The organism is Modicisalibacter luteus DSM 23508 (assembly GCF_000378505.1).
Lineage (GTDB): Bacteria > Pseudomonadota > Gammaproteobacteria > Pseudomonadales > Halomonadaceae > Modicisalibacter > Modicisalibacter luteus.
In genome coordinates this window covers 1-26,140 of sequence record NZ_KB899989.1, presented here as the reverse complement: position 1 = coordinate 26,140, position 26,140 = coordinate 1, and the positions used below count along the sequence as shown (strand labels likewise).

The 26,140-nt window shown below is 54.0% G+C and carries 26 protein-coding genes and 1 pseudogene; 17 read left to right on the top strand and 10 right to left on the bottom strand.

Features of this window, described 5'->3' with window-relative positions; translation table 11 throughout:
* The first annotated feature begins 113 nt into the window (after positions 1-113).
* Positions 114-728 (top strand): helix-turn-helix domain-containing protein, encoded by a 615-nt coding sequence (locus tag F568_RS0100145; protein WP_019016676.1) that lies wholly within the window; start codon positions 114-116, stop codon positions 726-728.
* Complete coding sequence (locus F568_RS0100140; protein ID WP_019016675.1) at positions 725-1,447, top strand: pirin family protein; 723 nt, start codon at positions 725-727, stop codon at positions 1,445-1,447. Before F568_RS0100145 ends, F568_RS0100140 begins: the two co-directional genes overlap by 4 nt.
* Before the next feature lie 420 nt (positions 1,448-1,867).
* On the opposite strand, the gene F568_RS23740 is transcribed toward F568_RS0100140, so the two are convergent.
* From F568_RS23740 to F568_RS0100115, 5 genes and pseudogenes are all read right to left on the bottom strand, one after another.
* The gene (locus F568_RS23740) at positions 1,868-2,128 is read right to left on the bottom strand and encodes a putative antibiotic biosynthesis monooxygenase (RefSeq protein WP_019016674.1); all 261 of its coding nucleotides are present in this window, start codon (positions 2,126-2,128) and stop codon (positions 1,868-1,870) included.
* A gap of 81 nt (positions 2,129-2,209) precedes the next feature.
* Positions 2,210-2,863, bottom strand: a complete 654-nt coding sequence (locus F568_RS0100130) for an SDR family oxidoreductase (protein WP_019016673.1) — start codon at positions 2,861-2,863, stop codon at positions 2,210-2,212.
* Between the two features lie 52 nt (positions 2,864-2,915).
* A pseudogene (locus F568_RS0100125) lies at positions 2,916-3,233 on the bottom strand (aldehyde dehydrogenase family protein); the annotation flags it as partial.
* 156 nt (positions 3,234-3,389) lie between these two features.
* Positions 3,390-4,082, bottom strand: a complete 693-nt coding sequence (locus F568_RS0100120) for a type 1 glutamine amidotransferase domain-containing protein (protein WP_026300228.1) — start codon at positions 4,080-4,082, stop codon at positions 3,390-3,392.
* A gap of 82 nt (positions 4,083-4,164) precedes the next feature.
* Positions 4,165-4,365 (bottom strand): thiamine pyrophosphate-binding protein, encoded by a 201-nt coding sequence (locus F568_RS0100115; RefSeq protein WP_019016670.1) that lies wholly within the window; start codon positions 4,363-4,365, stop codon positions 4,165-4,167.
* A 608-nt stretch (positions 4,366-4,973) separates the two neighbouring features.
* On the opposite strand from F568_RS0100115, the gene F568_RS0100105 reads away from it, so the two are divergent.
* The 12 genes from F568_RS0100105 to F568_RS0100050 all read left to right on the top strand — a co-directional run bounded on the left by F568_RS0100105 (position 4,974) and on the right by F568_RS0100050 (position 16,715).
* Positions 4,974-5,348 (top strand): alcohol dehydrogenase catalytic domain-containing protein, encoded by a 375-nt coding sequence (locus tag F568_RS0100105; RefSeq protein WP_019016668.1) that lies wholly within the window; start codon positions 4,974-4,976, stop codon positions 5,346-5,348.
* Between the two features lie 31 nt (positions 5,349-5,379).
* Positions 5,380-6,033 (top strand): LysE family translocator, encoded by a 654-nt coding sequence (locus tag F568_RS0100100; RefSeq protein WP_019016667.1) that lies wholly within the window; start codon positions 5,380-5,382, stop codon positions 6,031-6,033.
* A gap of 52 nt (positions 6,034-6,085) precedes the next feature.
* Complete coding sequence (locus F568_RS0100095) at positions 6,086-6,487, top strand: RidA family protein (protein WP_019016666.1); 402 nt, start codon at positions 6,086-6,088, stop codon at positions 6,485-6,487.
* A 790-nt stretch (positions 6,488-7,277) separates the two neighbouring features.
* Complete coding sequence (locus F568_RS0100090; RefSeq protein WP_019016665.1) at positions 7,278-7,931, top strand: hydrolase; 654 nt, start codon at positions 7,278-7,280, stop codon at positions 7,929-7,931.
* Positions 7,932-8,293: 362 nt separating this feature from the next.
* Positions 8,294-9,115, top strand: a complete 822-nt coding sequence (locus F568_RS0100085; protein ID WP_019016664.1) for an alpha/beta fold hydrolase — start codon at positions 8,294-8,296, stop codon at positions 9,113-9,115.
* Between the two features lie 146 nt (positions 9,116-9,261).
* Positions 9,262-9,948 carry a hydrolase gene (locus F568_RS0100080; protein WP_019016663.1) on the top strand — a complete coding sequence of 229 codons (687 nt, stop codon included), beginning with the start codon at positions 9,262-9,264 and terminating at the stop codon, positions 9,946-9,948.
* Positions 9,949-10,119: 171 nt separating this feature from the next.
* A complete protein-coding gene (locus F568_RS0100075; protein ID WP_019016662.1) occupies positions 10,120-12,015 on the top strand; it encodes an amidohydrolase in 1,896 nt (631 codons plus the stop codon).
* Positions 12,016-12,084: 69 nt separating this feature from the next.
* Positions 12,085-13,707, top strand: a complete 1,623-nt coding sequence (locus F568_RS0100070; RefSeq protein ID WP_019016661.1) for an MFS transporter — start codon at positions 12,085-12,087, stop codon at positions 13,705-13,707.
* A gap of 160 nt (positions 13,708-13,867) precedes the next feature.
* Entirely contained in the window at positions 13,868-14,170 is a 303-nt protein-coding gene (locus F568_RS0100065; RefSeq protein ID WP_019016660.1) for a GNAT family N-acetyltransferase, read from the top strand.
* 44 nt (positions 14,171-14,214) lie between these two features.
* A complete protein-coding gene (locus F568_RS0100060) occupies positions 14,215-15,162 on the top strand; it encodes a pirin family protein (protein ID WP_019016659.1) in 948 nt (315 codons plus the stop codon).
* 312 nt (positions 15,163-15,474) lie between these two features.
* Positions 15,475-16,086: a flavodoxin family protein gene (locus tag F568_RS0100055; protein ID WP_019016658.1), complete on the top strand. Its 612-nt coding sequence runs from the start codon at positions 15,475-15,477 to the stop codon at positions 16,084-16,086.
* A gap of 104 nt (positions 16,087-16,190) precedes the next feature.
* The gene (locus tag F568_RS0100050) at positions 16,191-16,715 is read left to right on the top strand and encodes a hypothetical protein (RefSeq protein WP_019016657.1); all 525 of its coding nucleotides are present in this window, start codon (positions 16,191-16,193) and stop codon (positions 16,713-16,715) included.
* Between the two features lie 745 nt (positions 16,716-17,460).
* On the opposite strand, the gene F568_RS0100045 is transcribed toward F568_RS0100050, so the two are convergent.
* On the bottom strand, positions 17,461-18,009 hold the full coding sequence (locus tag F568_RS0100045) for a hypothetical protein (protein WP_156817301.1): 549 nt from the start codon (positions 18,007-18,009) through the stop codon (positions 17,461-17,463).
* A gap of 164 nt (positions 18,010-18,173) precedes the next feature.
* A complete protein-coding gene (locus tag F568_RS0100040; RefSeq protein ID WP_156817300.1) occupies positions 18,174-18,479 on the bottom strand; it encodes a hypothetical protein in 306 nt (101 codons plus the stop codon).
* Between the two features lie 373 nt (positions 18,480-18,852).
* Between F568_RS0100040 and F568_RS0100035 the strand changes: the two genes are divergently transcribed.
* The gene (locus F568_RS0100035) at positions 18,853-19,092 is read left to right on the top strand and encodes a hypothetical protein (protein ID WP_019016654.1); all 240 of its coding nucleotides are present in this window, start codon (positions 18,853-18,855) and stop codon (positions 19,090-19,092) included.
* A gap of 479 nt (positions 19,093-19,571) precedes the next feature.
* Complete coding sequence (locus tag F568_RS0100025; RefSeq protein WP_019016653.1) at positions 19,572-21,293, top strand: catalase; 1,722 nt, start codon at positions 19,572-19,574, stop codon at positions 21,291-21,293.
* Positions 21,294-21,354: 61 nt separating this feature from the next.
* Here F568_RS0100025 and F568_RS0100020 read toward each other — a convergent pair whose 3' ends face one another.
* The 3 genes from F568_RS0100020 to F568_RS0100010 form a co-directional block, all read right to left on the bottom strand.
* Entirely contained in the window at positions 21,355-22,239 is an 885-nt protein-coding gene (locus F568_RS0100020) for a DMT family transporter (RefSeq protein ID WP_019016652.1), read from the bottom strand.
* Between the two features lie 235 nt (positions 22,240-22,474).
* A complete protein-coding gene (locus F568_RS0100015; protein ID WP_019016651.1) occupies positions 22,475-22,927 on the bottom strand; it encodes a SpoIIAA family protein in 453 nt (150 codons plus the stop codon).
* Between the two features lie 67 nt (positions 22,928-22,994).
* Positions 22,995-24,821 (bottom strand): glycoside hydrolase family 15 protein, encoded by a 1,827-nt coding sequence (locus F568_RS0100010; RefSeq protein ID WP_019016650.1) that lies wholly within the window; start codon positions 24,819-24,821, stop codon positions 22,995-22,997.
* A 384-nt stretch (positions 24,822-25,205) separates the two neighbouring features.
* On the opposite strand from F568_RS0100010, the gene F568_RS0100005 reads away from it, so the two are divergent.
* Positions 25,206-26,140 (top strand): thiamine pyrophosphate-binding protein (locus tag F568_RS0100005; RefSeq protein ID WP_019016649.1); only part of this gene is annotated, 935 nt, incomplete at its 3' end.

The window sequence follows — 26,140 nt, the reverse complement described above, 5'->3', positions numbered from 1 at the left end:
ATGCCTCCCCGTTTGAGGCTGTGTGAGGCCACGCGCTAACGCCATCCTGTTCTACTCATGGTGACGAATTAAGCAAGTTACCCGAGTTTGCCCTTGGCCAAGGAGCGTAAGCTATGAACGGGAGTGTCAGCACATGTTATCCAGTGAGCAGTACCTCTTCTTGTGGTCACGAGTGGTTGAAACAGAATAGGCAACTGCTGACGTTGCTAACGGAAGCGGAGCGAGCGATTGATCACGATCTCGACATCGCTTCGACTTATTTGTATCAGGCGATCGCCTTGCTAACGATTGAGAATCAGAGCGAAGGGGCGCAGCGCATACACAAGGGAGGATTGGCACGGTGGCAGATCTCGCGTGTCAATGAATTCATAAATGAGCATCTTGACCACTGCATTCGCACAACCGAATTAGCTGCGTTACTGGGTTTGAGCGTCAGCCATTTTTCGCATGCGTTCAAGCAGACGACCGGAATGACGCCATTAATGTATGTGACTGCCAGGCGAGTGGAGGCCGCGGAGAGATATATGCTCTGTTCCACGCACCCATTAAGCGAAATTGCGCTTACTCTCGGATTTTGTGACCAGTCACACTTTTGTCGGGTATTTAGACGCGAAACAGGCTTGTCACCGCAAACCTGGCGAAAGCTGCATACGGCTAATCCCTCTTCTCAGGCGGCGTTAACTGCCGCTACATCCCATCAAACAACACAGGTCGGGAGTACATTATGATTAGCGTTCGAGCAGCAGCACAAAGAGGTCAAGCTGATCATGGTTGGCTGCGATCAGCGCATACTTTCTCGTTCGGTTCTTATTTTGACCCTGAGCAGACGGGCTTTTCCGATCTGCTTGTGATCAATGATGATCGAGTAGATCCTGGGATGGGCTTCGGCTCACATTCGCATCGTGACATGGAGATTTTCTCCTACGTGTTGGAAGGTGAGCTAGCGCACAAAGACTCGATTGGCAATGGTTCCAGCATCAAACCTGGCGATGTGCAATTGATGAGCGTGGGGGCTGGCATCGTGCATAGTGAATTCAACGCATCACAAAGCGACATGGTACATTTTCTTCAGATCTGGATAGTTCCTTCCCAAGCTAACCTGCTGCCCCGTTATCAACAGTTTTCGATCGATTCATTAAAAAAACGTGGCCAATTGGCTTTAATCCTGTCGCCAGACGGCGATGAGCAGTCGTTAGTCATCAATCAAGACGTACGGGTTTATGTTGGAGAGTTTGATGGGAACGAGGCAGCGAATCTGGAACTACCTACTGGACGCTATGCGTATGTCCAGATTGTTCGAGGCTCTGTTTCTTTAAACGGCGAGCTGTTACAGGGCGGAGATGGAGCCAAGATTATGGATGAGGCTAACCTCAAATTCAACAATGGACGTGGCGCAGAGGTATTGGTGTTTGACCTGCGGCCGATTATCGGCGTCAGTCGGCCCTAATATGGAGCTCGTTCCTACGTTCTGAAAATGCAGACCAAGGGGGGCTGTAGCATCCTATACGTGCCGAAGACGACGTCTGTCAAAAGCCTGCTGATGAATCGCTATCGTCAGGCAACCCGAGTTATTTAACGAGTTCGTTATTAAAAAGCTACCTTGATTTGCGCCTGATATCTCCCTCAGTGATCGCATTCTTCACAGCTTCCTCGTCAAAGGTCTAGCGGAACAACCAGCCGGCAACGAGGCGAACTACCCTGGGCATGATTAAGTATACGAAGAGGGCAAGTATGGTCGCGGCGATAATTCTAGGGCGCACATCCCAGACGTGATCGCAGGAATTATGTTGAATAGCGGCTGATACAGTACCGGAGTTATTATAGCTAGAGGCCATATTACAGTGGTTGTTATAAGTCATTGTTATATCTAGTGGGTGCTTGGCTTTCGAGGTCGGGGTGTGAACCAGAAATCAATTCCACTTTTTATTTCCAGTTGTTCATCAGAAGCGAGTGCGAACACGATAGACGATAACCACTCCTCTCGGATGCTTGAGCCCAGCCATGCTTCTGCTGCAGAGTTGCTGGAAAAACGCACAGCAGCATACTCATGGGCGTTGGCCGCATGCCTCAAGGAAGAACTCAGGTCTACAAAGACCTTGAGCTTGGCTTTAGCGATGTCCTCAAGCATGTGATTTACCATGACGGCGACATTTTGATGCCTAAATTGTGTGCCCCTCTCTTTGTTGCTGGCTCCTTAGATGCATGCGTTTCAAATGATAGTCATTGCGTTAACGGCTTCCGGTATCGGCGTATTTCCTTCAGTTAGTTCAAGAATCTTTCGACTCACTGCGGGTGTGTGGAGTAGCGTTGCGAGAGTTGCCGCCACATCATCACGGCTGACTTCGGTGTGGATCTGGGCGACTCCAAGATTGATCGTCCCGGCGCCGGTTTTATCCTCTAACGCGGATGGACGCAGGATGATCCAGTCCAGACCACTCTGGGAGAGTTCTATGTCTGTACGCTTCTTCACCATGATGTAGTGCTCAAAGCCTTCGTCCATATGCCGTTCACGCCATGCCTCGGGAAATACCGAGATCAGAAGAAAGCGCTTAATACTAGCCAACTTGGCAGCGGCGATCGATTTGGTGATGCCATTCCCATCGATTGCTTCGGTCATCTCGCTACCAGCGCCCCCAGCACCAGCACTGAAGACAATGGCGTCACTTCCCCGCATGGCTTCCGCCAGTTGCTGCGGATCAGTGCTCACGAGATCACCGAAGGTGCCGGTTATACCAATACTAGCGAGCATTCCAGCCTGGTCTGGCTGCCGGTAGAGGCCATCGACCTCGTCGCCGCGCTCCTTTAGGATGCGTGCTAAACGAAACCCTATTTTACCAGTGACTCCCACAATAAAGATCTTCACCTTGACGACTCCTGCAAGAAAATGGTTAGCAGTTCGGTAGCGCTGGTGGCGCTCAAAGTCCGGCAAGACTGACGTACTTGAGAACGAGATACTCCGCAATGCCATGTGAGGAGCCCACGCTGCCGAGACCGCTGTCCTTAACGCCGCCGAAGGGGGCAACTTCGGTGGTAACCAAGCCTGCATTTCCGCCGACCATCCCACTTTCCAGTGCCCTTGAAACACGGAGCACGCGGGATAGGTCACGGGTATAGAAATACGCAGCCAGTCCGAACTCAGAGGTGGCTGCTTCAACGGCCTCTTGCTCGGTCTTGAAGCGGAAAAGAGCGGCGACTGGATTAAAGGTTTCCTCCTTGGCAATCACCATCGAGTCAGTGGCGTCAGCAACCGGCCGATTTGATCTGGTTTAACATCGCATCCCTCTCTTTTTTGAGTAGTGTATTCTTAACTATAAGCGCGATCTGACCATCAGTTCCTGCATGGCCTGATCGATCCGTTCACTCGTTCTGAGTCATTATCTGCCAGATATTCATGACTTCTTGCTATCCGCGAGTTGTTTTAGCAGAACAGTTGCGGCTGGTGCCGAGGACGCTGGATTTTGACCAGTGGTCAGTAGGCCATCAGTGATGACATAGGACGCCCAGTCGTCGCCTTTCGAAAAGATACCGCCTTTGGCCTTCAGCTCATCCTCAACCAGAAAGGGCACTATGTCGGTCAGTTCGACAGCAGCTTCTTCACTGTTAGCAAAACCAGTGACTTTTTTGCCTTCTACCAGCGGACGGCCACTGGGGGTCTTAACGTGACGAAGTAAGCCAGGAGCATGACAGACAAGTGCAACGGGCTTTTCTGCTGCGAGGAAGGATTCGATCAGCGCAATCGAATTCTTATCTTCAGCTAGATCCCAAAGCGGACCGTGGCCACCGGGATAGAACACGGTGTCGAAATCGGCTTGCGAAATGCTGTCCAGACGAACGGTGTTGGCAAGTTGGGCCTTGGCATCTGCATCGTCTTCAAAACGGCGAGTGAGATCTGTCTGGAACGCAGGTTCGTTGCTTTTTGGATCAAGCGGCGGCTGGCCGCCTTTGGGCGATGCCAACACAATCTCCGCACCAGCTTCCTTAAATGTGTAGTAGGGAGCTGCCAGTTCTTCGAGCCAGAAGCCAGTTTTGCGGCCAGTGTCGCCAAGTTGGTCGTGCGACGTAAGAACCATTAAAATTTTCATGTCTTTCTCCAAGATTTTAGGTAGCTTATATTAGATCGGTCGTCTCTAGACGAGGCGTAAAAAAGGGCACTCGAGCAGTGCCTCAACATTTCCCCCCGGTCAGCCGGCCATAGGTGACTGCGATGAAACCTGCTGACTGCTCATGGCGCGTCAATACCAGCTTGATACTGGCGCGGCGCAACGACTCCAGCAGATCCAGGTTTTCTTCACCGGGAATACCGAACACGTACTCGACACCTTCGTTCTCAAGGCACTGCACAACGACATCCGCGGCCTTGGCCATTTCTCCTCCGAGTCGAGCATGTTTTAGCGTACGAGTCAGAAAGAGGTCGTAGGCCGCGCCCTTGCTTGTTCCTCGGCTGCCGAGTAGGTGAGAGGAGTATTACCGAGCGGCCATAACGGGTATTGGACCAACCTCTGGTTTTGGAATCAGCTTGCGGTGATAAATCCGGATGCGCAGACGTGCTGCAAGGCGGGGCATGCTGGTGGGACTTCCACGGGAGGCGACCATAAAAGGCATAGGCGGTTAGAAGTGCCTGAGAGACTTAATATCGTAAAGCAATCCATTGACCGCATAAATGTTCCAGATTCGTACGTCTGTCCAATTTTCAGACAGTCGTTTTGGGGAGACTGGAGATTACTTTCAGCAGTATTGCAAGACTGAGGGTTAACTAAAAATTGGCCTCTCTCTACGCCATCGTCAAGGTGACAGCTCCGTGTTTACGCCATGGCGATCATCAGTATTTACGCGGGAGTGAACATTGAAACGGAAGGTGCCGGCTCTCTAATCCTGGTAATGATCATGGCGCTTGTAACCTTGGCAACACGTTGGGACGACATGTATGTGATGTCCTTCTCCGATACCCCGTCTTGTCGAAGCGAGGATCTACAATGAAAGCGCAATTAATTAAATCATTAGGCGGCCCGGAATCGTTCGAACTTACCGAGTTGCCCAAGCCAGTGCCACAGGCGGGACAAGTGCTGGTGCGGGTACACTCAACCTCCATCAACCCGCTGGATTACCAGGTACGACGTGGCGACTATCCAGACCTTGTGCCATTGCCGGCCATTACCGGGCATGACGTGTCGGGTGTTGTCGAAGCCGTTGGGCCAGGTGTGACGAGCTTCGTGCCAGGCGACGAAGTCTGGTACACCCCACAAATTTTTGACGGCCCTGGAAGTTATGCCGAGTACCACGTTGCAGCCGAAAGCATTGTCGGAAAGAAGTCGACTTCGCTGAATCATCTCGAGGCGACTGTAAGGTAGATTTTGAAACGCGCTCTAAGGAGTGTTCACTATGTTGCTCACTGAGTATTTGTTATTCGCAATGATTGCTGCGATGCAAGTTGGCTCGCCGGGACCCTCGACAATTCTTTTGGTAAACAATGCACTGGTGCATGGCCCAAGCCGGGCTATCTTGATACTCACTGGAGATCTGGTGGCTATCGCCGGGCTCGCAGTTTTCTCACTACTGGGAGTTGGTGCGCTACTGGAGGCAAACCCAACTGTGTTTAGGACCGTCAAGGTTGCCGGTGCTGTTTATCTTTTATGGCTCGGTATGCAGCAGTTTTGCCTGGCTCAAAATATTCGTATGACCAGCGAACAGCCTACAACGCTGCAAAGCATACCTGTACTTTGGCGACAATCGTTCATGGTTGGGCTCAGCAACCCCAAGGCGATTCTATTTTTCTCATCGCTGTTGCCGCAATTTGTAAGTACCCGACAGGACTCGCACATTTATGCGTTACTTCCGCTAATTATGCTATTTGTGTTTATCAAACTGATCGTGTCGAGCGCTTACGCATTTGCAGCAAGAACAATGGCAGCGAAGCTGGCTAAACCGGGTTCCGCCGTTTGGGGCAAGCGCGCTACGGGGGGAGTATTGGTGGTTTTTGGGTTAGTAATGGGTGTCACTGCTTTTAGAGGGTGTTTAAAAATTATCAGGACGTGAGCGCCAACGTTGTTTATATCATGCGATAAGGTTAAATAATCTGGAGAGCAACATGAGAAAACCTGAATTTTTCGTCACTCCCGGCTACGGTGATAAAGCCTTAGAAATGTTGAATTATTCACAGGCGGTTAGAGTCGGTAACCGTGTGGAGACATCTGGACAAGGCGGTTGGGATAATGAGTTCCAGATACCGGGCTCGCTAGTGAAAGAGATTGAGCAGGCCTTTGAGAATGTGGGACGTACACTGGCCACGGCTGGTGCGGGCTGGGAGCATGTGATCCACGTGAACTCTTATCACAAGGGAGGCTTCCCGCCGGAGGTTAATGAGACCATGACCCGGTTGTACCGTCACTATATGCCTGACCATGCGCCTATATGGACTCAAACCGGCACAGATGCCCTGGGATTGCCGGAGATGCGTGTTGAGATTCGCGTCACGGCCATTGTTGAGTAGCTTGCGGACACGTTTGAGTGGCGCTTGCTATCATCAGCCCTCGCACGTTACGCCGTTTACTGGAGGTTATGTACCTCCAAACATTGGTTACGGCCTCCGATCCGGGGCAGGAATCGGTCTGAGATAGTTGGTACCAATCCCTCTCTCTTTCAATGTAAGGCGGTAAGCAGCGGTCAAAAGTTGGCCAATCCCCAGCCCGGCTGACATCACAGCCAATAGACCGCTGCCGTCGTTGGCGCAGTAAGAACCTATGCTCATCTCAAAGCGCTCAGAGCCTTTCTCCTATATCTGCGAAAGGGGTTTATCCGTAGCGGTTACCTTGCGAGTCGCCCGGTTCAGCAGCTTGATTTGCAAGTACCTTTCATTTTGGCAGTCGTTGACATTCGTTTGGGCTGGCGCAGGTTGAAACCGATCGCTTCAACTTCGATGTGCTTGCGTTTATCCCCTCTTAATACTTGTGGCGCCTGAACGGTCTTTGGGCGTCGCTCATTACACGCGCATCCAAATTTCGGGCAGCCATCCAATAATAAGCGCCGGCTCTTTGTGATAGTGACCAGGCGTTTCACGAATCCCATCGTGCTTGTCAAGGTCGACCACAATGCAGATCTGCTTGCATTCATTCGCTCATGACGAGGCGATGGCAATAGGTAACCGCACATGAGGCGAATAACAAGCGGCATTCATGTCAAGCGTAAGTGCAGCAGTATCTAATTCCGGGCAATGTCGCCGCTGGCGCATTGCTAACGGAAACCAAACTCTCAAAAGATGGCAACCGACAGAGGATATATTCATGACTTTTCGTAATGGCCTTGCGTCTCTTCTTCGTCCCGAAGACTCGGTGGTGCTGCTGATAGACCACCAGCCTTACCAGCTCGCGAATCTGAATAGTCACGAACCAACGATGGTACTTAACAATTCTACGGCGCTTGCGAAGGCTGCCAAAGCCTTCAACGTTCCCACCATCCTGACGAGTGTAATCGCTGCCCAAGGCGGTAATATCTTTCCTCAGATCACTGATGTATTCCCCGACCAAGAGGTGATCGACCGCACATTGATCAACACTTGGGAAGACAAGCCGACAGCAGACGCGGTCAAGGCGACGGGCCGCAAGCAACTGATCATCGCTGGTCTTTGGACCGAAATATGTGTCGCGATGCCGGCTATCCAGGCTGCTGGTGAGGGCTGGGATGTCACTGTAGTCACGGATGCATCAGGCGGTGTTTCGGTTGAGGCCCACGAAGTCGCCATCCAGCGCATGATTGCGGCCGGCGTAAATATGATGACTTGGGTGGCTGTGGCGTCTGAGTGGCAGCGAGACTGGGCGCGGACCGAACATATCGCTGAGCTGATTGAGGTGATGCAGCAGCATGGCGGTGGCAGCGGTATCGCGTACATGTGGGAGCAGCAGTTGCTCAATACGCCAGTGCCTGATAGCGCAAAATAATCGGAGCAGGGATGACGAGACTTATTCAGCGATGTGTGAAAGTTGATAGCTTGCGAGTCTCGTTATCCCTCCTGCAACAATCCGCCATGCCCGCAGCCAGTATACGTTGATTTAAATAAATGGCCGTGAAATGCCCATAGATAGTTTCCCTATACCGAGTCACGACCTTTTGTTGTGAACAACTCAAGATCGTTGAAATGCCGATCAGCGCTTTGGCTTCTTCCGTTAACCCGGACGGTGTTTTTAGTCTCTTCAACCAGTTCTTGAAACCTCTATTCATCCAAACGCGACATCTTTGTTCTATTGTCTTCGTTATTAGCACCTTATCGTCTCAGTGGTACCCGCCAACAGGAGCTGTATCCATGACTACGTTCACTACCAGCGATAACGTTACACTCTTCTATAAGGATTGGGGCTCGGGCCAGCCAGTCTTTTTCTCGCACGGTTGGCCGCTTTCCTCAGACGCCTGGGATAACCAGATGCTGTTTTTTGGTCAGCAGGACTACCGGGTTATTGCGCATGACCGCCGGGGCCACGGACGCTCGGAGCAGACCTGGGATGGCAATAATATGGATCGTTATGCTGATGATCTCGCAGAGCTTTTTGAGCATCTGGATATTCGCAATATCATCATGATCGGACACTCCACTGGCGGCGGGGAGGTGGCGCACTATATCGGTCGTCATGGTTCTGCGCGGGTGTCTAAAGCCGTATTGGTTGGCGCAGTTCCGCCCTTGATGTTGAAAACCGAAAGCAACCCTAACGGTACCCCAATGGACGCCTTTGACGGCATTCGTGCGGGTACTGCCTCGAACCGCTCACAGTTTTTCCGAGATCTGACCGTTCCGTTCTACGGTTTCAATCGGGAAGGGGCCGCGGTCAATGAAGGGCTTCAGGAGGCGTTCTGGTTGCAGGGCATGCAGGGTGGGATCAAGGCGCACTATGACTGCATTCACGAGTTCTCCGAAGTCGATTATACCGCTGACCTGAAAGCCATCGACAAGCCCGTATTGTTCATCCACGGCGATGATGATCAGATCGTTCCACTCGCGGCGTCTGCTGAATTGGCTGCTGAGATCGTCAGCGACTCCATCCTGAAAGTCTACCCTAGTGGTTCGCATGGGCTTGCGCAGGTTGATGCCGATAAGTTCAACGCCGACGTGCTGGCGTTTATCCGTAGTTGATATTTGAGGACGCTCGAATGTTGTTCGGGCGTTCTCATCACACTCTTATCCCAACCTAAGACAGCCATCCAAGAATCAGCGGCGGCACTTTGCGACAGTGAATTGGCGTTTCACGAAACCCATCGCATTTGTCAAAGGTGATCCCAATGCAGAACCCTAAGCTTGAAGTCTTAACCCCCAGCAATTCCCAGTTGATCTTCATCGATCAACAGCCGCAGATGGCTTTCGGGGTTCAGTCGATTGACCGACAAGCTTTGAAGAACAATGCCGTTGGCTTGGCCAAGGCCGCGAAAGTGTTCGGCATCCCGACGATCATTACCACTGTCGAGACCGAAAGCTTTTCGGGTCATACCTATCCTGAATTGCTGGAAGTGTTCCCTGATGCGCCCATCCTCGAACGCACGTCGATGAACTCCTGGGATGACCAGAAAGTACGCGATGCACTCAAGAATAACGGGCGAAACAAAGTCATTGTTTCGGGTCTTTGGACAGAAGTCTGTAATACCACTTTCGCGCTCTCGGCGATGCACGATGCCGGGTACGAAATCTACATGGTGGCTGACGCCTCCGGCGGCACTAGCCTGGCGGCCCACGACTACGCGATGCAGCGGATGGTGCAGGCTGGTGTAGTACCAGTGACATGGCAACAAGTGTTGCTGGAGTGGCAGCGTGACTGGAAGAACCGCGATACCTACGACGCGGTCATGGCCGTGGCGAAAGAGCATTCCGGTGCTTACGGCATGGGCATCGATTATGCCTACACCATGGTGCACAAGGCGGAAGAGCGGGTGAAGCACGGCCCCACGCTGGCGCCGGTTCACGCAGATATCTAGGCCGTTACAGGGCGGCTCGGGCCGCCCTTATATTACGTTTGCACCCAGCAGTTGAGAACATACCGCCAAAACGTCTGTGGTGCTAAGACGTCGATAATATTCTCGCTGGCATTGTGCAGTGGATCAGGACATAGCACCTCTACCACAGGCCTTAACAAAGGAGTATCCATCATGTCCGATTCTGCTCCCGACATTATCTTCCATAACGGCCAGATCACGACTCTTGATAGGGCGAACCCTAACGCCACTGCCGTCGCGATCAAAAATGGCAGGTTCCTAGCCGTCGGCTTGGATCAGGAGATCATGGCCTTGGCCAGCCCAGCCACCCAGGTCGTTAATCTCCAGCGCCGTAACGTACTGCCCGGCCTGTTCGACAACCATACCCACGTGGTGCGCGGCGGCCTGAACTATAATCTCGAACTGCGCTGGGACGGCGTACGCTCGCTGGCCGACGCAATGGACATGCTCAAGCGCCAAGTCTCCATTACCCCCGCACCGCAATGGGTGCGCGTGATTGGCGGCTTTACCGAGCACCAGTTCGTGGAAAAACGCCTGCCGACCCTTGCAGAAATCAATGCGATCGCTCCTGACACCCCTGTGTTCCTGATGCACTTGTATGATCGCGCTCTACTTAATGGTGCTGCCTTGCGCGCCGCTGGCTATACCAAGAACACGCCCGAACCGCCTGGCGGCCAGATCACCCGCAATGCCAACGGTAATCCCACCGGCCTGCTGCTGGCCAAGCCCAACGCGATGGTTCTTTACTCCACGCTCGCCAAGGGGCCGAAGCTGCCGTTTGACTACCAGGTAAACTCCACTCGCCACTTCATGCGTGAGCTGAATCGCCTCGGAGTGACCGGCGTGATCGATGCGGGTGGGGGCTTTCAGAATTACCCGGAAGACTACGACGTTATCCAGAAGCTTTCTGACGAAGGGCAGATTACCGTTCGTCTGGCCTACAACCTGTTTACGCAGAAACCTAAGGAAGAAAAGGAAGACTTCCTGAAATGGACTTCCAGCGTGAAGTACAAGCAGGGCGATGACTATTTCCGCCACAACGGCGCCGGCGAGATGCTTGTGTACTCGGCTGCCGACTTCGAGGATTTCCGTGTAGAGCGCCCCGACATGCCGCCAGAAATGGAAGACGAGTTGGAAGAAGTCGTGCGTGTGCTGGCAGAAAACAAATGGCCCTGGCGGTTGCACGCTACCTACGACGAAACTATTACTCGCGCGCTGGACGTGTTTGAGAAGGTTAATCAGGATATTCCGCTGGAAGGCATTAACTGGTTCTTCGACCACGCTGAGACCATCTCTGACAAATCCATTGACCGCATCGCTGCACTGGGTGGCGGCATCGCGGTGCAGCATCGCATGGCCTACCAGGGCGAATATTTTGTCGAACGTTATGGAGCCCGCGCTGCCGAGGCGACACCACCCGTCAAACGCATACTCGAGAAGGGCGTTAAGGTATCCGCTGGTACCGATGCTACCCGTGTGGCCTCGTACAATCCTTGGGTGTCACTGTCGTGGATGATCACCGGCAAAACGGTCGGCGGTCTCGGCTTGTATCCACGAGAGAATCTGCTCGATCGCGAGACAGCACTGCGCATGTGGACCGAGAAGGTGGCCTGGCTCGCCAACGAGGAAGGCAAGCGGGGCCGCATTGAGGCCGGTCATTTCGCTGACTTTATCGTACCGAGTAGGGACTTCTTCAGCGTGCCTGAAGACGAAATCTCCTTCCTGACCTCCGACCTGACGGTAGTGGGTGGGCGCATTGTCTATGGTGACAATGATTTTGCATCACTGGACGACAATTTGCTGCCGCCTGCCATGCCTGACTGGTCACCGACGCGCACCTTTAAGGGCTACGGTGCCTGGGGCGAGCCCGAAGGTGCAGGTAAAAACTCCTTGGCACCGTTGCACGCCCAAGCGATGACCAGCTGTGGCTGTGCAAGCGCGTGTGGTCTACACGGCCATGATCATGCCCGGGCCTGGGCATCCAACGCGCCGACGTCTGATCTGAAAGGCTTGTTCGGGGCTCTCGGCTGCTCCTGCTGGGCCGTCTAAAGGTGAACGCCTAATGCATGCGTACGCTTCGTTGGAGCAAAGACCCCTTGGGTTGCAGGAGCTAGAGACATGAGCCAGGCCCAATCCACTCCTCTTCCCGTACCTCCGGACAGTGCTTTTGCTCCGTTGCGGCAGACGCTCTTCGCCGTACTCTGGACGGCCACCATTATCGGCAGCATTGGCAGTTTCGTGCGTGATGTGACCAGTGCCTGGCTGGTGACTGATCTATCCTCTTCGCCAGCGGCCGTCGCTATGGTTCAGGCTGCCGCTGCTCTGCCGGTTTTTCTCTTGGCGATCCCGGCAGGTGTGCTTTCCGATATGCTCGACCGGCGTAAGCTGCTGATCTGTATTCAGCTTCTGCTGGCTTGTGTCAGCGTTTGCCTCGTTATTCTATCGCTTACGGATCAGCATTCTGTGGCATCACTGATAATGCTTACTTTTATAGGGGGTATAGGTGTTGCTCTGATGGGGCCAACTTGGCAGGCTATCGTCCCCGAGCTGGTAGACAAGAAAGACTTCAAGAACGCAGTGGGACTCAACTCGCTGGGGGTCAACATTGCTCGTGCCGTAGGTCCCGCTTTGGGCGGGCTGCTGCTGGCCAGCATGGGGGCAGCGTTTACCTATGGAGTAGACGTTCTGAGTTATGTAGTTGTCATCGCTGCGCTGATTTGGTGGAAACGGCCAGCAACGCAACGGGATGGCCTATCCGAACGCTTCCCAGGTGCTTTTCGGGCCGGGCTGCGTTATGCCCGCGCCAGTCGTGAGCTGCATGTTGTCCTGCTGCGCGCTTTTCTCTTCTTTGCTATGGCTAGCTCAGTCTGGGCACTGCTGCCTCTAGTCGCACGTCAGTTACTGGAAGGCGGCCCAGGCTTCTATGGCATATTGCTTGGCGCAGTTGGTCTGGGCGCAATCGGAGGGGCTGTTATTATGCCTCGCTTGCGTATGTACCTTAGCGCCGACGGCCTACTTCTAACGTCGGCATTGGTCACTTCGGCCGTCATGGCTTTGCTATCCCTGGCGCCGCCTAAATGGCTCGCAGTGCCCTCTCTGTTGATCCTTGGTGCGGCATGGATTACAGCGTTGACGACGCTCAACGGTGTAGCCCAGGCAATTCTTCCCAACTGGGTACGTGGCCGCTCTCTGGCGGTATATCTGACTGTGTTTAATGGTGCCATGGCCGCGGGCAGTTTGGCATGGGGGATAATCGCTCAAGGGATTGGCGTACCGTTGGCGTTACTATCTGGCGCGGTCGGGCTAGTAGCGATCGGATGGATTGCACATCGTATCAAGTTGCCCAGAGGCGAATCCGACTTAATGCCGTCGAATCATTGGCCTGAGCCACTGACAGCAACTCCAGTCGAGTATGACCGCGGCCCGGTGCTTATCCAGATAGAGTACCGAGTAGCCCTCGCAGATCGTTCAGCCTTTCTGAAAATATTGGCTAGGCTCTCGGCTGAAAGACGGCGCGATGGCGCCTATGCCTGGGGCATTACCGAGGATTCCGCCGATCCCAGCTTGATGCTGGAATGGTTCCAAGTCGAATCTTGGGCAGAGCATCTACGTCAACATAAGCGCGTTTCTAAATCAGCCGCCGATATCCAAGAGGAGGTTATGGGTTTCCACCAAGGGAAGGAGGGTCCGGTTGTGCGCCATTTCCTGACTTTCAATCATCCCCATGAAGGCCGAGCGTAAGACCTGATTCAATCGGCTAAGTACTAAGCCTAGTCCTAATTTTAAGTAAAGGTCTTAAGTGCTGGTCTTAAGCGCTATGGAAATAAAAGGCTCCTGATAACTATTAGCTTATAGAACACATACTGAGTTGTTTGCCGGGTAATACGACAAGGAGAAAGCAATGTCTGGTACACCTGAAGCTTCTTTTACCATTGAGCATGAAACCAGCGATAACAAAGGGCGCTATGTAGTTGAGCTCAATGGGGCCAAAGCAGAGATGACCTATTCGAAAGCGGGTGATGCGATGATCATCATTGATAGCACCGAAGTGCCTGATGCCATGCGCGGACAAAAAGTGGGTGTTGCGTTAGTCGCAAAAGCGGTCGAAGACGTTCGCTTCTCGGGCAAGAAAATCATGCCGTTATGCCCATTTGCAAAGGCACAATTTGCGCGTCACTCAGAATGGCACGATGTGCTTTTGTAAGGTGCTTACTACATTTTTCTACCTCTCACTTCTGGAGAAAACCTATGAGTTGGATGCCTGATTTAGAGCCCAAATGCCCCACCGCCGGTAGTTTGAATGACATAGAGACACTAATTGTTCCACGTGCACGAGACCTGGGTGGTTTCGAGGTGCGACGTGCGCTCCCTGCTCCGAAACGGCAAATGGTGGGGCCGTTCATCTTTTTTGATCAGATGGGACCCGTTGAGTTTCTTAAAGATGAAGGCATTGATGTTCGCCCCCATCCTCATATTGGGCTGGCTACGGTGACTTATCTATACCAGGGGGAGTTTCAGCATCGTGACAGCCTAGGCACTAACCAAATAATCCGTCCTGGCGCGGTTAATTGGATGGTGGCGGGCAATGGGGTCACTCATTCGGAGCGCACCAGTGCTATCACTCGTCAAAATAAGCACTCGGTGTTGGGGATACAAACCTGGGTAGCGCTTCCCGAAGCTTATGAAGACCAGCCTGCCAGTTTTGAGCATCATGGTGAGGAGTCGCTACCGGTGCTGGAAGGCGAGGGTAAAGAAGTCCGCCTGATTCTGGGCACAGCCTGGGGAGAGCGGGCACCGGTACAAACCTTCTCTGAAATGTTCTATGCGGATGTCGTACTGCAGCCAGCTGCAAAGCTCCCATTGCCGGATGGCCATGAGGATCGTGGTATTTATGTCATGTCCGGTAGTGTCATTATTGCAGGGGAAACCTTCGACGCTGGCCGCATGATGGTGTTTCGGCCAGGCGACCCGATAACGGTTGTAGCGGGCGAATCCGGCACTCGGCTGATGCTACTGGGGGGCGAAGCCCTGAATGGACCACGGTATATTTCCTGGAATTTTGTCGCCTCTTCCCAGGAAAAACTGGAGGCCGCCAAGCAGGCTTGGGTAGAAGCGGATTTCGAAAATGGTCGCTTCCGCCTTCCTCCAGGAGATGATGCTGAGTTTATCCCTTTTCCTGGGCAGCCTGGTAAATAACATCTTACAAAAAAGCTAGCTGCCTGGGGCAGCCAGCTTCCTGAACTTGTAGGAGCAATAATGATTAGCTGGGCATACGACCAACCCCATCACTATTGAAATCATCTATCGCCTAACGTTCGCTGTTCATCATAAAAAGGTCCATGACCCACGACTGGCTCATCCAGCGGAAATTGCTGGAGCACCTACGTGGGAGGAAGCTGGGAATCTCGAGGGCTTTGACGTGAGAGGGGAAGATGGCCCCTGAGCCAGCTTGAGGATACCCATACCTGCAGCCACACTCAGGGTATTATCGAGCTTGGAGCCATACCCATGGCGCTTACGGCATTTGCCATCAACTGCACCCTCAAACCCGCACCCGGCGAGTCCTCATGCGAGCGGCTTATATCCGAGACATTGGCAGAGCTTGAACGCCACGGCGTAAGTGGCGAGCAGATTCGTGCTGCAGATTTCAACATCAAGCCTGGAGTGACCTCAGACGAAGGTGAGGGTGATGAATGGCCTTACATTCGCCAGCGCATTCTGGACGCCGATATCTTTATCTTGGGCAGCCCGGTCTGGTTAGGGCATCACTCCAGTATCTGTCAGCGTGTACTTGAACGGCTCGATGCCTTCCTTGGCGAGAAGGATGACCACGGAAGGCTCGTATCGTACGGTCGCGTGGCGGGTGTGGTGGCTGTAGGGAATGAAGATGGCGCACATCACATTGTTGCCGAACTGTTCCAAGGCTTGAACGATGTTGGTTTTACCATTCCCGCCAGTGCCTGTACCTACTGGGTGGGCGAGGCAATGCAGCCAACCGATTTCAAGGATTTGGAACAGACACCAAAGAATATCCAAAGCGCTACGGCAGGGCTTGCTCGAAACTGTGCTCACCTCGCCAAACTGCTAAAGCAAGCCCCATACCCTGACCAAGAGAGCTGAAACATTGGAGAGCTAGTAATAACGCTATATTACAGAACTGATTTCAGTGATTGGCAGCGAGGCGATACTCGATAGCTTTGCACCGGTAAACCAAGGAGCGAAACATGCACATGGAAGAGCGTACGGAGCGGAACAGCATGATGGGCGACGCCTTGAAAGGGGCAGTGGCGGGAGCATTAGCTGTATGGGTAATGGATCGGTTCGATTGGTTTGACTATCACCGCGAGGACGCAGAAACGCGAGAGCGGACCAACGAGGTGCGTCCTGGTGGGATGGATCCTGCGCATGTCGCGGCGAACAAAGTTGCGGAGGCAACCGGTAGGGAGATGACACCTACTGACCCTCACCCAGCTGGACAGCTTGTGCACTACAGCCTTGGTATTGGTCCAGGCGCACTCTACGGTGTCTTGAGGCATCATTATCCCGTAATCAAGACTGGGCGAGGGGCACTCTATGGGCTTGGGCTATTTATAGGACAGGACGAAGCTCTGAACTCGCTCACGGGTCTGGCAGCTAAACCTCAAGAGTACCCATGGCAGGATCATGCGCGGGGGTTAAAACAACATCTTATTTACGGTCTGGTCATGGATTCCGTCTTGAGAGTATTCGACAGGGCCACCAAGAAATAGGCTAGTCCGTATTGGCTGATAGACAGTTTAGAGTGAGCGTAGTGATTTGTGGCTTCTCGTGTCCCGCGATGCCAGCGGTCAGGGTTCCGGGGTGCCAGAATCTTCAGTTAGTGCTGGCCATCTTACGCAGCGGGAGATGCTGATCCTGCTGCGCCTCGCTCGGGCCTGCGTCGTTTCTTTTCCGTCTATATGGTCAATGTCTTACAACACGGATTGGATGAGCCTCGTACCGCTCGGTCAGGAGCATGATGCGGGTACGACTGAGGCTCGTCCTCTTTGAGTACGTTTCCGGCCTGTTGTGAGCCTCCACCCGACGAAAAATCTGGTCAGGAAAACAGCGCATCCTTTTCAGGATGAAATTCGTAGTAGCCCCAAAACCTACACCGCTATCTACCCTGGCCTACATGGTAAGACGGGATTAGCTGCTCTCTTTCCAGCCGCATACCGGGCAGAATACATCCCGACGAGCCAAGGACAGCTCAACAAGGAGTACGCAGCCAGGATGGCTCGACCAGGGATAAGAACAGCAGGGAACGGTAAAGGTAAGCCAGGGCAGGGAAGCCCAGCAGACCCCCAGCATGGATGCTGGGGGGCTGCTTTCTAGCGCGCCCGTATCACTTCAGGGCAGCAATTAGCTGGCGAAGGGCAAGACGCTGATGTCAGCCCGCCCTCAAGTAACATAAAGAGAAAAGAGTGGTTCTTCTTCTTCGAAAAAACGATGAACTGTTGTTGCATGACGCTCATGTTATGAGCCGTTTTCTGCATGAACAAGAATATCGTTTTTTATGGCTTTTACGTTGTCCCTTATCTTGATATTTATCTCTTTCACCCTGATGCGCAAATGTCCATGGTTAACGACGTCTCGTTCAAAACGGTCCAGCGCATCTTGAAGCGTCATTTCATCGAATCGAGGAAGAAGCCGATAGAAAGTTTGGCGAGGCGCGCTAGCTGAAGGGATAGGGCTGGTGATTAACTCGTTGCCATGCCAGTAGAACTGCCATTCGCCACGTTCGATAGGGGCCTCTAGCGTTGTAGGTGGGGGGGACAACTCGTGTAACGTAAAATGATCCTCAGGCTTCGGGGGGCGGTCGGCCTGCTTCAGCAGTTCACGGTACTCCTCCGCTAAAGATAGCGTGGTCTCAGCTAAAGCACCTTCGGCTTGGGCGAAGGTAATTTTCGTGCTCGTTTCACCGTTCTCGAAAACCCCTGCGATGTGATGTTCGATCGGCACCCAAAGCGCGCCATTTTCTAAGACGGCCTTGGCCGGTACGCGTCCTTCATAGGTGCGAGTCATTTGCTTCATTGCTACAAAGTACTCTATTCAAAGGGTTTACCAGACAGTAGCGGTAAACCATGCAGTGATGCAAAGCCACTGAGGATTTCTACGGGGCCTAGGGCAGGAGCACGCCCGGCCGTAGCAGGGCGTGTCTGTTGCCATACTCGCCAAGCATTGAGCTATTACCAGTCTCTAGGCCGCGCCAGTGAGCTCTTCTCTCGCTGCCAAGGACGATACGGCGCCATCTGGTTGATGGGTTGTTGATTCGTATAGCGCGCCTTGATCAGCGCATCGCTGTCATCCAATCGGTTTTCGCTTCTGGCTAATGCTACGGTAGCTTCATTTCCCATTCTTACGCCTTGCTGGTGCAAATGCTGGGAAAGTGGCTGCTTCATTGCTCGATAGGCTCTATCCGTTGCATCGCTTGCCAGCGCGGGAGTAGTCAGCAGAGCTGATAGCACTAGTACTGTTACCTTGCTGAGTTTCATGGTTTTAGCCTCTTGAAGGGACGTCCTCTGACATAAAATAGGATCGATGATCTTCAGCGAAGGTACGAATCGAAGATGGTGAAAGTCAGTATTAAAACAATTAATGCCATAAAACCTCATGGGGAGGTTCTTGGTAAGCAAGATTGAGTTAAGTGTTATAACAGTATTCAGCGCTCGTGCTGACTCACTCTTTACATGCGCACGATCTATATATGAACCATGGCCGATCCAACAATAAATGCCTGTTAGTTTGACGTTGGGCAGGAAGTGCCTCATCTATGATGGTTTACCGTTGGGCGCTGATCTAGAGTTGTCTTGCTGCGTCAGGCGGCGTAGTGAACCGGGTACGGGTGAGAAATCGGGAAGAGAGTCAATGATCACGAAAGACGAAATCGAGCTTGCCAGGAAGGCACCGTGGCTGAATCTGCCACGTGTCGATGACGAAGGGCCAGAGAACAGCGCACTGTTTTTGATAGGTCTGCAAATCGAGCAGTTTGCCCAGCGAACCAGTTGCGATAGGGCCATTTCAGACGCTGTCGACGCCTACGCTAAGGTTGGGTTGGACCAGGAGTTAGCCGAAACAGCCATCAACTACGTAAAATGCTGGGGCTGATCGCATTCGGATCTGGCCTGTAGACACCGCTAAGCAAGCCAAGGCGTGCGCCTTGGCTTGCTGTGTACGTGAACTAGACGGTACATGAGAGTTAGCGGCGCTGGACTCAGCCCTTTGAGCGACGAGGATCGATGCTGCGCGGATAGGTGCGTTCATCGGTAATCCGCCCGTCTGAGCTATGAATCTTGACCGAGCCCTGTTTGTCGCTCATATAGTCTTGTGTACGGCCTCGTCCTTGGTAGAGGCGGTTACCAAATCCTCTTCGGAGCCTTGCTTGCGTAAGCGCCAGCTGCCGCCGCTTTTCGTCAAATGGTAGTTATCCATCTCCCTCTCCTATGTCGTCATTCCATGATGCCTTTCTCAGCCTAGTCAAATTAGTTTTGGTTTTCGTAACGATAGAATCAGTTTCCCTCTACCTGACCATGAGGCCTGCTACTCTGTTCTAGGACCGCTTGGCAGCATTATTCGAGGAGGACGCTATGAGCAATGGACATCAGGATACCGGACGTCAGCTGACGAACCGTCAGGGGCATCCGATCACCAACAACCAGTCTCAGCGCACGATCGGTAGCCGTGGGCCGGCAACGCTGGAGAACTATCAGTTCCTGGAAAAGATCAGCCACTTCGACCGTGAGCGCATTCCTGAGCGTGTCGTGCATGCGCGTGGTTTCGTGGCTTATGGAGATTTCGAAGCCACCGGCAAAATCGGTGATGAGCCAGCATCCAAGTACACTCGCGCAAAAATCTTCCAGGAAGCCGGCAAAAAGACCGAGCTGGCAATCCGTTTCTCAACCGTCATTGGTGGTCGCGATTCTTCGGAAGCTGCCCGCGACCCGCGCGGCTTCGCAGTGAAATTCTACACTGAAGATGGCAATTGGGATCTGGTTGGCAACAACCTCGCTATCTTCTTTATTCGCGATGCAATCAAGTTTCCGGATGTTATTCACTCCCTGAAGCCGGACCCGGTAACGTTCCGCCAGGAACCCAACCGTATCTTCGACTTCATGAGCCAGACACCCGAATCCATGCATATGCTGACGCACCTGTTCAGCCCGCGTGGTATCCCGGCAAGCTATCGCCATATGGAAGGTTTTGGTGTCAACACCTACAAGATGGTCAACGCCCAAGGGGAGACCGTTCTTGTCAAGTACCACTTCCACCCGCGCTGTGGCGTGGCGAGCCTGACCGATGAAGAGGCAGCCAAGGTGCAGGGGCAAGACCTCGGCTCGGCGTCCAAGGACCTGTACGAGTCCATCGAGCGCGGTGATTACCCGCAATGGGACATGTTCGTGCAGATCATGGAAGATCACGATCACCCCGAGCTGGATTGGGATCCGCTTGATGACACCAAGATCTGGCCGGAAGATCAGTTCCCGTTGCGCCACGTTGGCGTCATGACGCTCAACCGCAATGTGGAAGACTTCCACAACGAGAATGAGCAGATTGCCATGGGCACTGGCGTGCTGGTTGACGGTCTGGATTTCTCGGACGACAAGATGCTGATCGGCCGTACGTTCTCCTACTCCGACACACAGCGTTATCGCGTCGGGCCCAATTACCTGCAATTGCCGGTTAACCAGCCCAAAGGTGTCAAGGGCAAGGTTTATACCAACCAGCGTGGTGGTGAAATGTCCTACGGCGTCGACCTTGCGCCGGGGCAGAACCCGCACGTCAACTACGAGCCATCGATTCACAACGGCCTGCAGGAAGCGCAGCGCGAAGAGCCCAACAATCCGCCCGAAGTCAATGGACGCCTGACGCGTAGCGTCATTGAGCGTCGCAATGACTACATTCAGGCGCGTGGCCGTTTCAATACCATGATGGACTGGGAGCGTGATGACCTGGTCAATAACATGGGCAACTTGCTGGGTCAGTGCGAGCGTGACGTTCAGGAACGCATGCTGTGGCACTTCTTCCTTGTTCACGACGAGTATGGCAAGCGTGTCGGCGAGAAGTTGGGCATGTCTGCCGACGATGTACGTCACCTCCAGCCGCTGCCCAAGCAGGTGCTGACCGAAGAGGACAAGCGCCGCTTGGAGAACCTGGGCAACAACGGTGACAAGATCGACAGCACCGTATGGGGTCAGTGGACCAGCTCGGTCGTCAATCGCCAAGCCAAGGCGGAAGATGTACTCAATGGCAGGCTCGACGATCATCTTTCTGGTGGGATGACTGCTCAACAGCCTGAGCTGAGCAAGTAACACCTGCCAAGCAATAACGTACCGAACCCGGGCATGAATGGATGCCCGGGTTTTTCTTTGCCTAGGCCTTGGGGCGTCCGCGTAAGGTCAGCATGACGCCGCTTATTACCACCAGGCTGCCGATGACCTGAACCCAGGTAATTGCTTCTCCCAGCAATACCCAGGCTCCCAGCATGGTGAAGACCGGTAAGAGATTGAGAAATACCGCGGCACGGGTAGGGCCGACATCGCCTATGGCACTACTGTAGAGCAGCAAGGCGATGACCGAAGGGAAAATGCCAAGATACGCCAGGCCCAGCGCTTGGGAAGCGTCGATGCTGGGTATTTCGCCTTGCCAGAACCACTCCAGCATGGCTAGCGGGGCTAGTACGAGATTGGCGATGATCAGCATGGCAAGTAGCCCACCGTAGCGGGGGAACTTGGCAATGTGTGACTTGACCAGCAGCGAGTAGCCGACCCAGACCAGGATAGCCAAGGCCATGAGGACGTCACCCGTGGAGATTCCTGTAGCCTGAGCCGAATCGCCTTGAGTGATGACAGCAATTGCACCACTCAAGGACAGTGCAACGCCGAGCCATTGCAGCCAACGGTAGCGCTCGCCGAGCACCACGAAGCTGACCAGGATCGTGACTACTGGAATGGTGGCTTCGAGTATCGCAACGTTAGTAGACGAAGTCGTTTTCAGCGCGGCATAGATCAGCGCATTGAAGAAGGCGACACCGGTCAGGGCCAGGGCCAGCAGGGGGCGCCAATGAGCGCGAAACGTGGGTATGGCCCGCAGCATCTGGGGCAGGCCCAGGGGGGCCAGCAAGAGCAGGGCGATAAATACCCGAGCCCATGAGATAGTCAGTGCCGGCAAGTCGGCCAGCGCCTTACCGACCAGAATATTGCCTGAGAAAATCAGGACCGTAAGTAACAGAAACAGGTAGGGGCGAAGCGACGGCATTCATGCTCCGGTCATCGTGTCGAGGGCAGGTTAAATGACACAAGGTAAGCCAAACGCCTGCTGCTCGCAGCAAAATGGCTTGGCCCAAGTGGGCATGCCGGACTAACGCGCCATGCCATTGCGCCTGGCGCAGGCGAGCCTGAATGCTACGTTTCCTCGGAAGAGCATCCCCGAAGAGGCCACCTCGTATTTCGCCCCGGCCCGATAACGGCGTGGTTGTCCGAAGTCGGTCGTCTCACACCTGCCGATTTAGGCCACCTTGCCTTGTCTGCGCATCGCCGCCAGGGCGATTGGCCGTTGGCCCTGCGAACGCCTCGGGCAGGTGACAGGCCCATGTCATGGCTTCCTGCTTCTCCCGGTTCGAGAAAACCCGAATCCTGATGGGATGAAACAGCTGGTTTTCCAGCATGGCCATGGGGCGTACCCAGAGGCGGTTGGACGTAACCGCGACTCGATGGAAATGCTCCAGCTGGCCAAGCTGTGTCAGGCCGTAGCCGATATCGCGGATGAGTGCCGTGGCGGTCATCCAGCGCATGGCATCGATCTCGGCATACAGGCTGACCTTCGGGTGCTGGCGCTTGGCATCTTCGATGGCATCGATGACCACCTGCAATTCATCGGCCGTGACACGACCCGCAGCCCGGAAAGCAACCACATGCGGCGACGGGGCAACGATCAATTCAAGCATGGCAGCGATCTCCGATCTCCAGTGAACTGCCTGTTAAGCGTAGCAGCGGCAGTACAAAGTCGAGGACTCATTCTTCTCCACGCTCTTGAGCGGGGCCTCTCTGTCCCTGCTTGCCACGGCTTAGGTTATGGGCACTGTTGATCAGGCCGACATGCGAGAAGGCCTGAGGAAAGTTACCGAGCAGGCACTTGTGGACAGGATGGTACTCCTCGGAAAGCAGGCCGAGGTCGTTGCGTACGGACAGCAACTTGTCGAAGAGTGCCTGGGCATCGTCGCAGCGATCAAGTAGCACCAAGGTGTCGACCAGCCAGAAACAGCAGACCAGAAAAGCGCCTTCGCCGTTACTCAGGTTCTGCTGTTCCTTTTCCCGGCTCTGGAAACGGTACACAAAGTCGTCACGGACGAGATGCTGTTGAATGGCCTCGATCGTCCCCAGCATTCGTGGGTCGTCAACGGGCAGGAAGCCGACCTGAGGAATCAGCAGTAGTGAGGCGTCGAGTGTGTCGGCACCGTAATACTGTACGAAGCTGTTGAGTTGCTTATTGAAGCCTTTTTCACAAACCTCGTCGTGGATGCGCTGACGCAGCTCCTTCCAATGCTCGATATCCCCCTCGAGCCCGAACTCCTCGACACTCTTGATGGCGCGATCCACAGCGACCCAGGCCATGACCTTCGAGTGCGTGTAATACTGTGGCTCATCGCGATGTTCCCACAGGCTCATGCCTTTTTCCTGCCAATGCGCTTCCAGGTAGTCGATCAACTGGCATTGGATTGCCCATAGGTCCTCGTCGGGCTCGATGTCGTGCAAACGGCCAAGATGTAAGGCGTCCATGACCTCGCCGTAGATATCAAGCTGTTGCTGCCGATAGGCGTCATTGCCGATACGTACCGGGCCATTACCCCGGAACCCGGCCAGCCACTCGATATCGTGCTGATAGATGCGCCGCTCCCCGGCAAGGCCATACAGAGGCTGTAGCTTGCCAGGATCGCCGGCAACGGCCCGCAGCAACCACTGGCGCCAGGCCAAAGCCTCAGAGGTGTACCCGGATGTCAGCAGGGCATACAGCGTGAAAGTGCTGTCACGCAGCCAGGTGTAGCGGTAATCCCAGTTGAACGAACCGCCGATCTTCTCGGGAAGCGAGGTCGTCGCTGCGCCGACCATGCCACCGGTCTCTATATGGGTAAGCCCTTTGAGAACCAGAAGTGATCGGATGACTGGCTCGCGGTATTGGTCATCGATTTCGCAACGGCTGCTCCACTCCTGCCACCATTGCTCGGTCTCGTAGAGCGCCTGTTCTGCATCACGGCTGGGGGGCGCATCGCAGAACGAACGGTACCAGGTCAGGACGAAAGGAATGCGCTCGCCTTCTTGAACGCAGAAGCTGGCGGTCAGCAGGCTTGTATCCTTGCGTGATTCCAGGGGTATCGGCGTTTCCAGTCTTATCCCGTCCGGGCCCGCAACGACCGTTGCTCCAGAGTCATGCTTGTTTATCCAGGGCGCGATGTGGCCATAGCCGAAGCGAAAGGCGGCGTCATGGTGCATTTCCACACGTCCCTTGCGACCTTCCACGATACGCACCACGTCGAGAACACTGTCGTTCTCACGCGCCAGCGGCATGAAATCGATGATGGCGACCTGGCCCGAGTCGGTCTCGGCTACTGTCTCGAGCACTAGGGTCTCGCCCCGGTAGCGGCGGGTCGTCGAGCGAATCGCGTCGCTGGGCCAGATTTTCCAGTAACCGTTGTCATGATCGCCGAGAATAGCGGCACAGCAGGCATCAGAATCGAAGCGAGGCAAACACAGCCAGTCGACAGAGGCATCTCGATCGACCAAAGCAGCGGTACGCATGTTACCGATGAAGCCATAGTCTTCGATCCGTTTACGCTGCGGCATGCCTCTATCCTTGTTCTGAAGTGTAGGTTATTCGGCGGGTTATAGTTATATAGTTGTACTATGTCATTGTCTTGTTTCAAACAAATACAATTCTTTCAAATATTTCAAGTAGTAGCCTGAGGCCTCGAGAAGCATGGACAATAATACATAAGCTGATTTCGAGTGGTTGGTTGCGCCTTTAATGTGACTTCCGTTCTCTAAACAAAGACTTGCGTCATGCGTTGTATGGCTAACGAAATATAAGCGAGACACAGCCGGGATATAACCACCAAGGTAAATTGGCCATGTTCCTTTTGACCGTCTATATCTTTGACGTGTCCTTAGTTGAATAACATTGGTTAAGGCATTAATGCCTTGGCCTCGTTCCGCCATGGAGGCTTCGACATGAGTGAGTTGGTCGGTGACTTTTTGCTAAAACGGTTATCGGAATGGAATGTCAAGCGTATCTACGGGTATCCCGGTGACGGCAGTAACGGGATCATGGGAGCACTGAACCGGGCAGGCGAGCAGTTCGAGTTCATCCAGACCCGGCACGAGGAAATGGCGGCGTTCATGGCCTGTGCCCACGCCAAGTTCACCGGCCAAGTGGGTGTATGCACGGCAACCTCCGGCCCGGGGGCGATTCACCTGCTCAATGGTCTATATGATGCCAAGAAGGATCATCAGCCGGTCGTTGCCATTGTTGGCCAGCAGGCACGTGCGGCCATGGGGGGCGAATACCAGCAAGAGGTTGATCTTGTTTCGTTGTTCAAGGACGTCGCTCATGAATACGTGCATATGGCGACCAGTCCAGGACAGATTCGCCACTTGGTCGATAGGGCCATACGTATTGCCCTGTCCGAGCGTACCGTGACTGCCATCATCATTCCCAATGACCTGCAATCCCAGCCTGCCGTTGAACAGCCTCCGCATGCGCACGGCACGATCCACTCCGGTGTCGGCTACTCTCACCCGCGCATAGCGCCACACGAGGACGACCTCAAGCGGGCGGCCGCCGTGCTCAATGAAGGCGAACGAGTCGCCATCCTGGTTGGGGCTGGGGCGCTCAATGCCACCGATGAAGTGATACAGGTCGCTGAGAAGCTAGGCGCGGGTGTCGCCAAGGCATTGCTGGGGCGCGCAGCGCTCCCCGACGACCTGCCATTTGTTACGGGCTCTATCGGTCTGCTCGGCACCAACCCGAGTTGGGAGATGATGTCGAACTGTGACACGCTGCTGATGATCGGTTCCGGTTTTCCCTATTCGGAATTCCTGCCCGAGGAAGGGCAAGCTCGCGGCGTGCAGATCGACATCGATGGTCGGCAAGTGAGCATGCGCTA

Excerpts from the sequence above, each read along its gene's own strand:
- F568_RS0100055 (WP_019016658.1), top strand. The coding sequence starts at position 15,475 with ATGGCGCTTACGGCATTTGCCATCAACTGCACCCTCAAACCCGCACCC.
- F568_RS0100010 (WP_019016650.1), bottom strand. The coding sequence starts at position 24,821 with ATGCCGCAGCGTAAACGGATCGAAGACTATGGCTTCATCGGTAACATG.
- F568_RS0100080 (WP_019016663.1), top strand. The coding sequence starts at position 9,262 with ATGCAGAACCCTAAGCTTGAAGTCTTAACCCCCAGCAATTCCCAGTTG.
- F568_RS0100120 (WP_026300228.1), bottom strand. The coding sequence starts at position 4,082 with ATGAAAATTTTAATGGTTCTTACGTCGCACGACCAACTTGGCGACACT.
- F568_RS0100025 (WP_019016653.1), top strand. The coding sequence starts at position 19,572 with ATGAGCAATGGACATCAGGATACCGGACGTCAGCTGACGAACCGTCAG.
- F568_RS0100090 (WP_019016665.1), top strand. The coding sequence starts at position 7,278 with ATGACTTTTCGTAATGGCCTTGCGTCTCTTCTTCGTCCCGAAGACTCG.
- F568_RS0100060 (WP_019016659.1), top strand. The coding sequence starts at position 14,215 with ATGAGTTGGATGCCTGATTTAGAGCCCAAATGCCCCACCGCCGGTAGT.
- F568_RS23740 (WP_019016674.1), bottom strand. The coding sequence starts at position 2,128 with ATGCTTGAGGACATCGCTAAAGCCAAGCTCAAGGTCTTTGTAGACCTG.
- F568_RS0100100 (WP_019016667.1), top strand. The coding sequence starts at position 5,380 with ATGTTGCTCACTGAGTATTTGTTATTCGCAATGATTGCTGCGATGCAA.
- F568_RS0100070 (WP_019016661.1), top strand. The coding sequence starts at position 12,085 with ATGAGCCAGGCCCAATCCACTCCTCTTCCCGTACCTCCGGACAGTGCT.
- F568_RS0100115 (WP_019016670.1), bottom strand. The coding sequence starts at position 4,365 with ATGGCCAAGGCCGCGGATGTCGTTGTGCAGTGCCTTGAGAACGAAGGT.
- F568_RS0100020 (WP_019016652.1), bottom strand. The coding sequence starts at position 22,239 with ATGCCGTCGCTTCGCCCCTACCTGTTTCTGTTACTTACGGTCCTGATT.
- F568_RS0100040 (WP_156817300.1), bottom strand. The coding sequence starts at position 18,479 with ATGAAACTCAGCAAGGTAACAGTACTAGTGCTATCAGCTCTGCTGACT.
- F568_RS0100045 (WP_156817301.1), bottom strand. The coding sequence starts at position 18,009 with ATGACTCGCACCTATGAAGGACGCGTACCGGCCAAGGCCGTCTTAGAA.
- F568_RS0100075 (WP_019016662.1), top strand. The coding sequence starts at position 10,120 with ATGTCCGATTCTGCTCCCGACATTATCTTCCATAACGGCCAGATCACG.
- F568_RS0100015 (WP_019016651.1), bottom strand. The coding sequence starts at position 22,927 with ATGCTTGAATTGATCGTTGCCCCGTCGCCGCATGTGGTTGCTTTCCGG.
- F568_RS0100035 (WP_019016654.1), top strand. The coding sequence starts at position 18,853 with ATGATCACGAAAGACGAAATCGAGCTTGCCAGGAAGGCACCGTGGCTG.
- F568_RS0100105 (WP_019016668.1), top strand. The coding sequence starts at position 4,974 with ATGAAAGCGCAATTAATTAAATCATTAGGCGGCCCGGAATCGTTCGAA.
- F568_RS0100065 (WP_019016660.1), top strand. The coding sequence starts at position 13,868 with ATGTCTGGTACACCTGAAGCTTCTTTTACCATTGAGCATGAAACCAGC.
- F568_RS0100085 (WP_019016664.1), top strand. The coding sequence starts at position 8,294 with ATGACTACGTTCACTACCAGCGATAACGTTACACTCTTCTATAAGGAT.
- F568_RS0100145 (WP_019016676.1), top strand. The coding sequence starts at position 114 with ATGAACGGGAGTGTCAGCACATGTTATCCAGTGAGCAGTACCTCTTCT.
- F568_RS0100095 (WP_019016666.1), top strand. The coding sequence starts at position 6,086 with ATGAGAAAACCTGAATTTTTCGTCACTCCCGGCTACGGTGATAAAGCC.
- F568_RS0100140 (WP_019016675.1), top strand. The coding sequence starts at position 725 with ATGATTAGCGTTCGAGCAGCAGCACAAAGAGGTCAAGCTGATCATGGT.
- F568_RS0100050 (WP_019016657.1), top strand. The coding sequence starts at position 16,191 with ATGCACATGGAAGAGCGTACGGAGCGGAACAGCATGATGGGCGACGCC.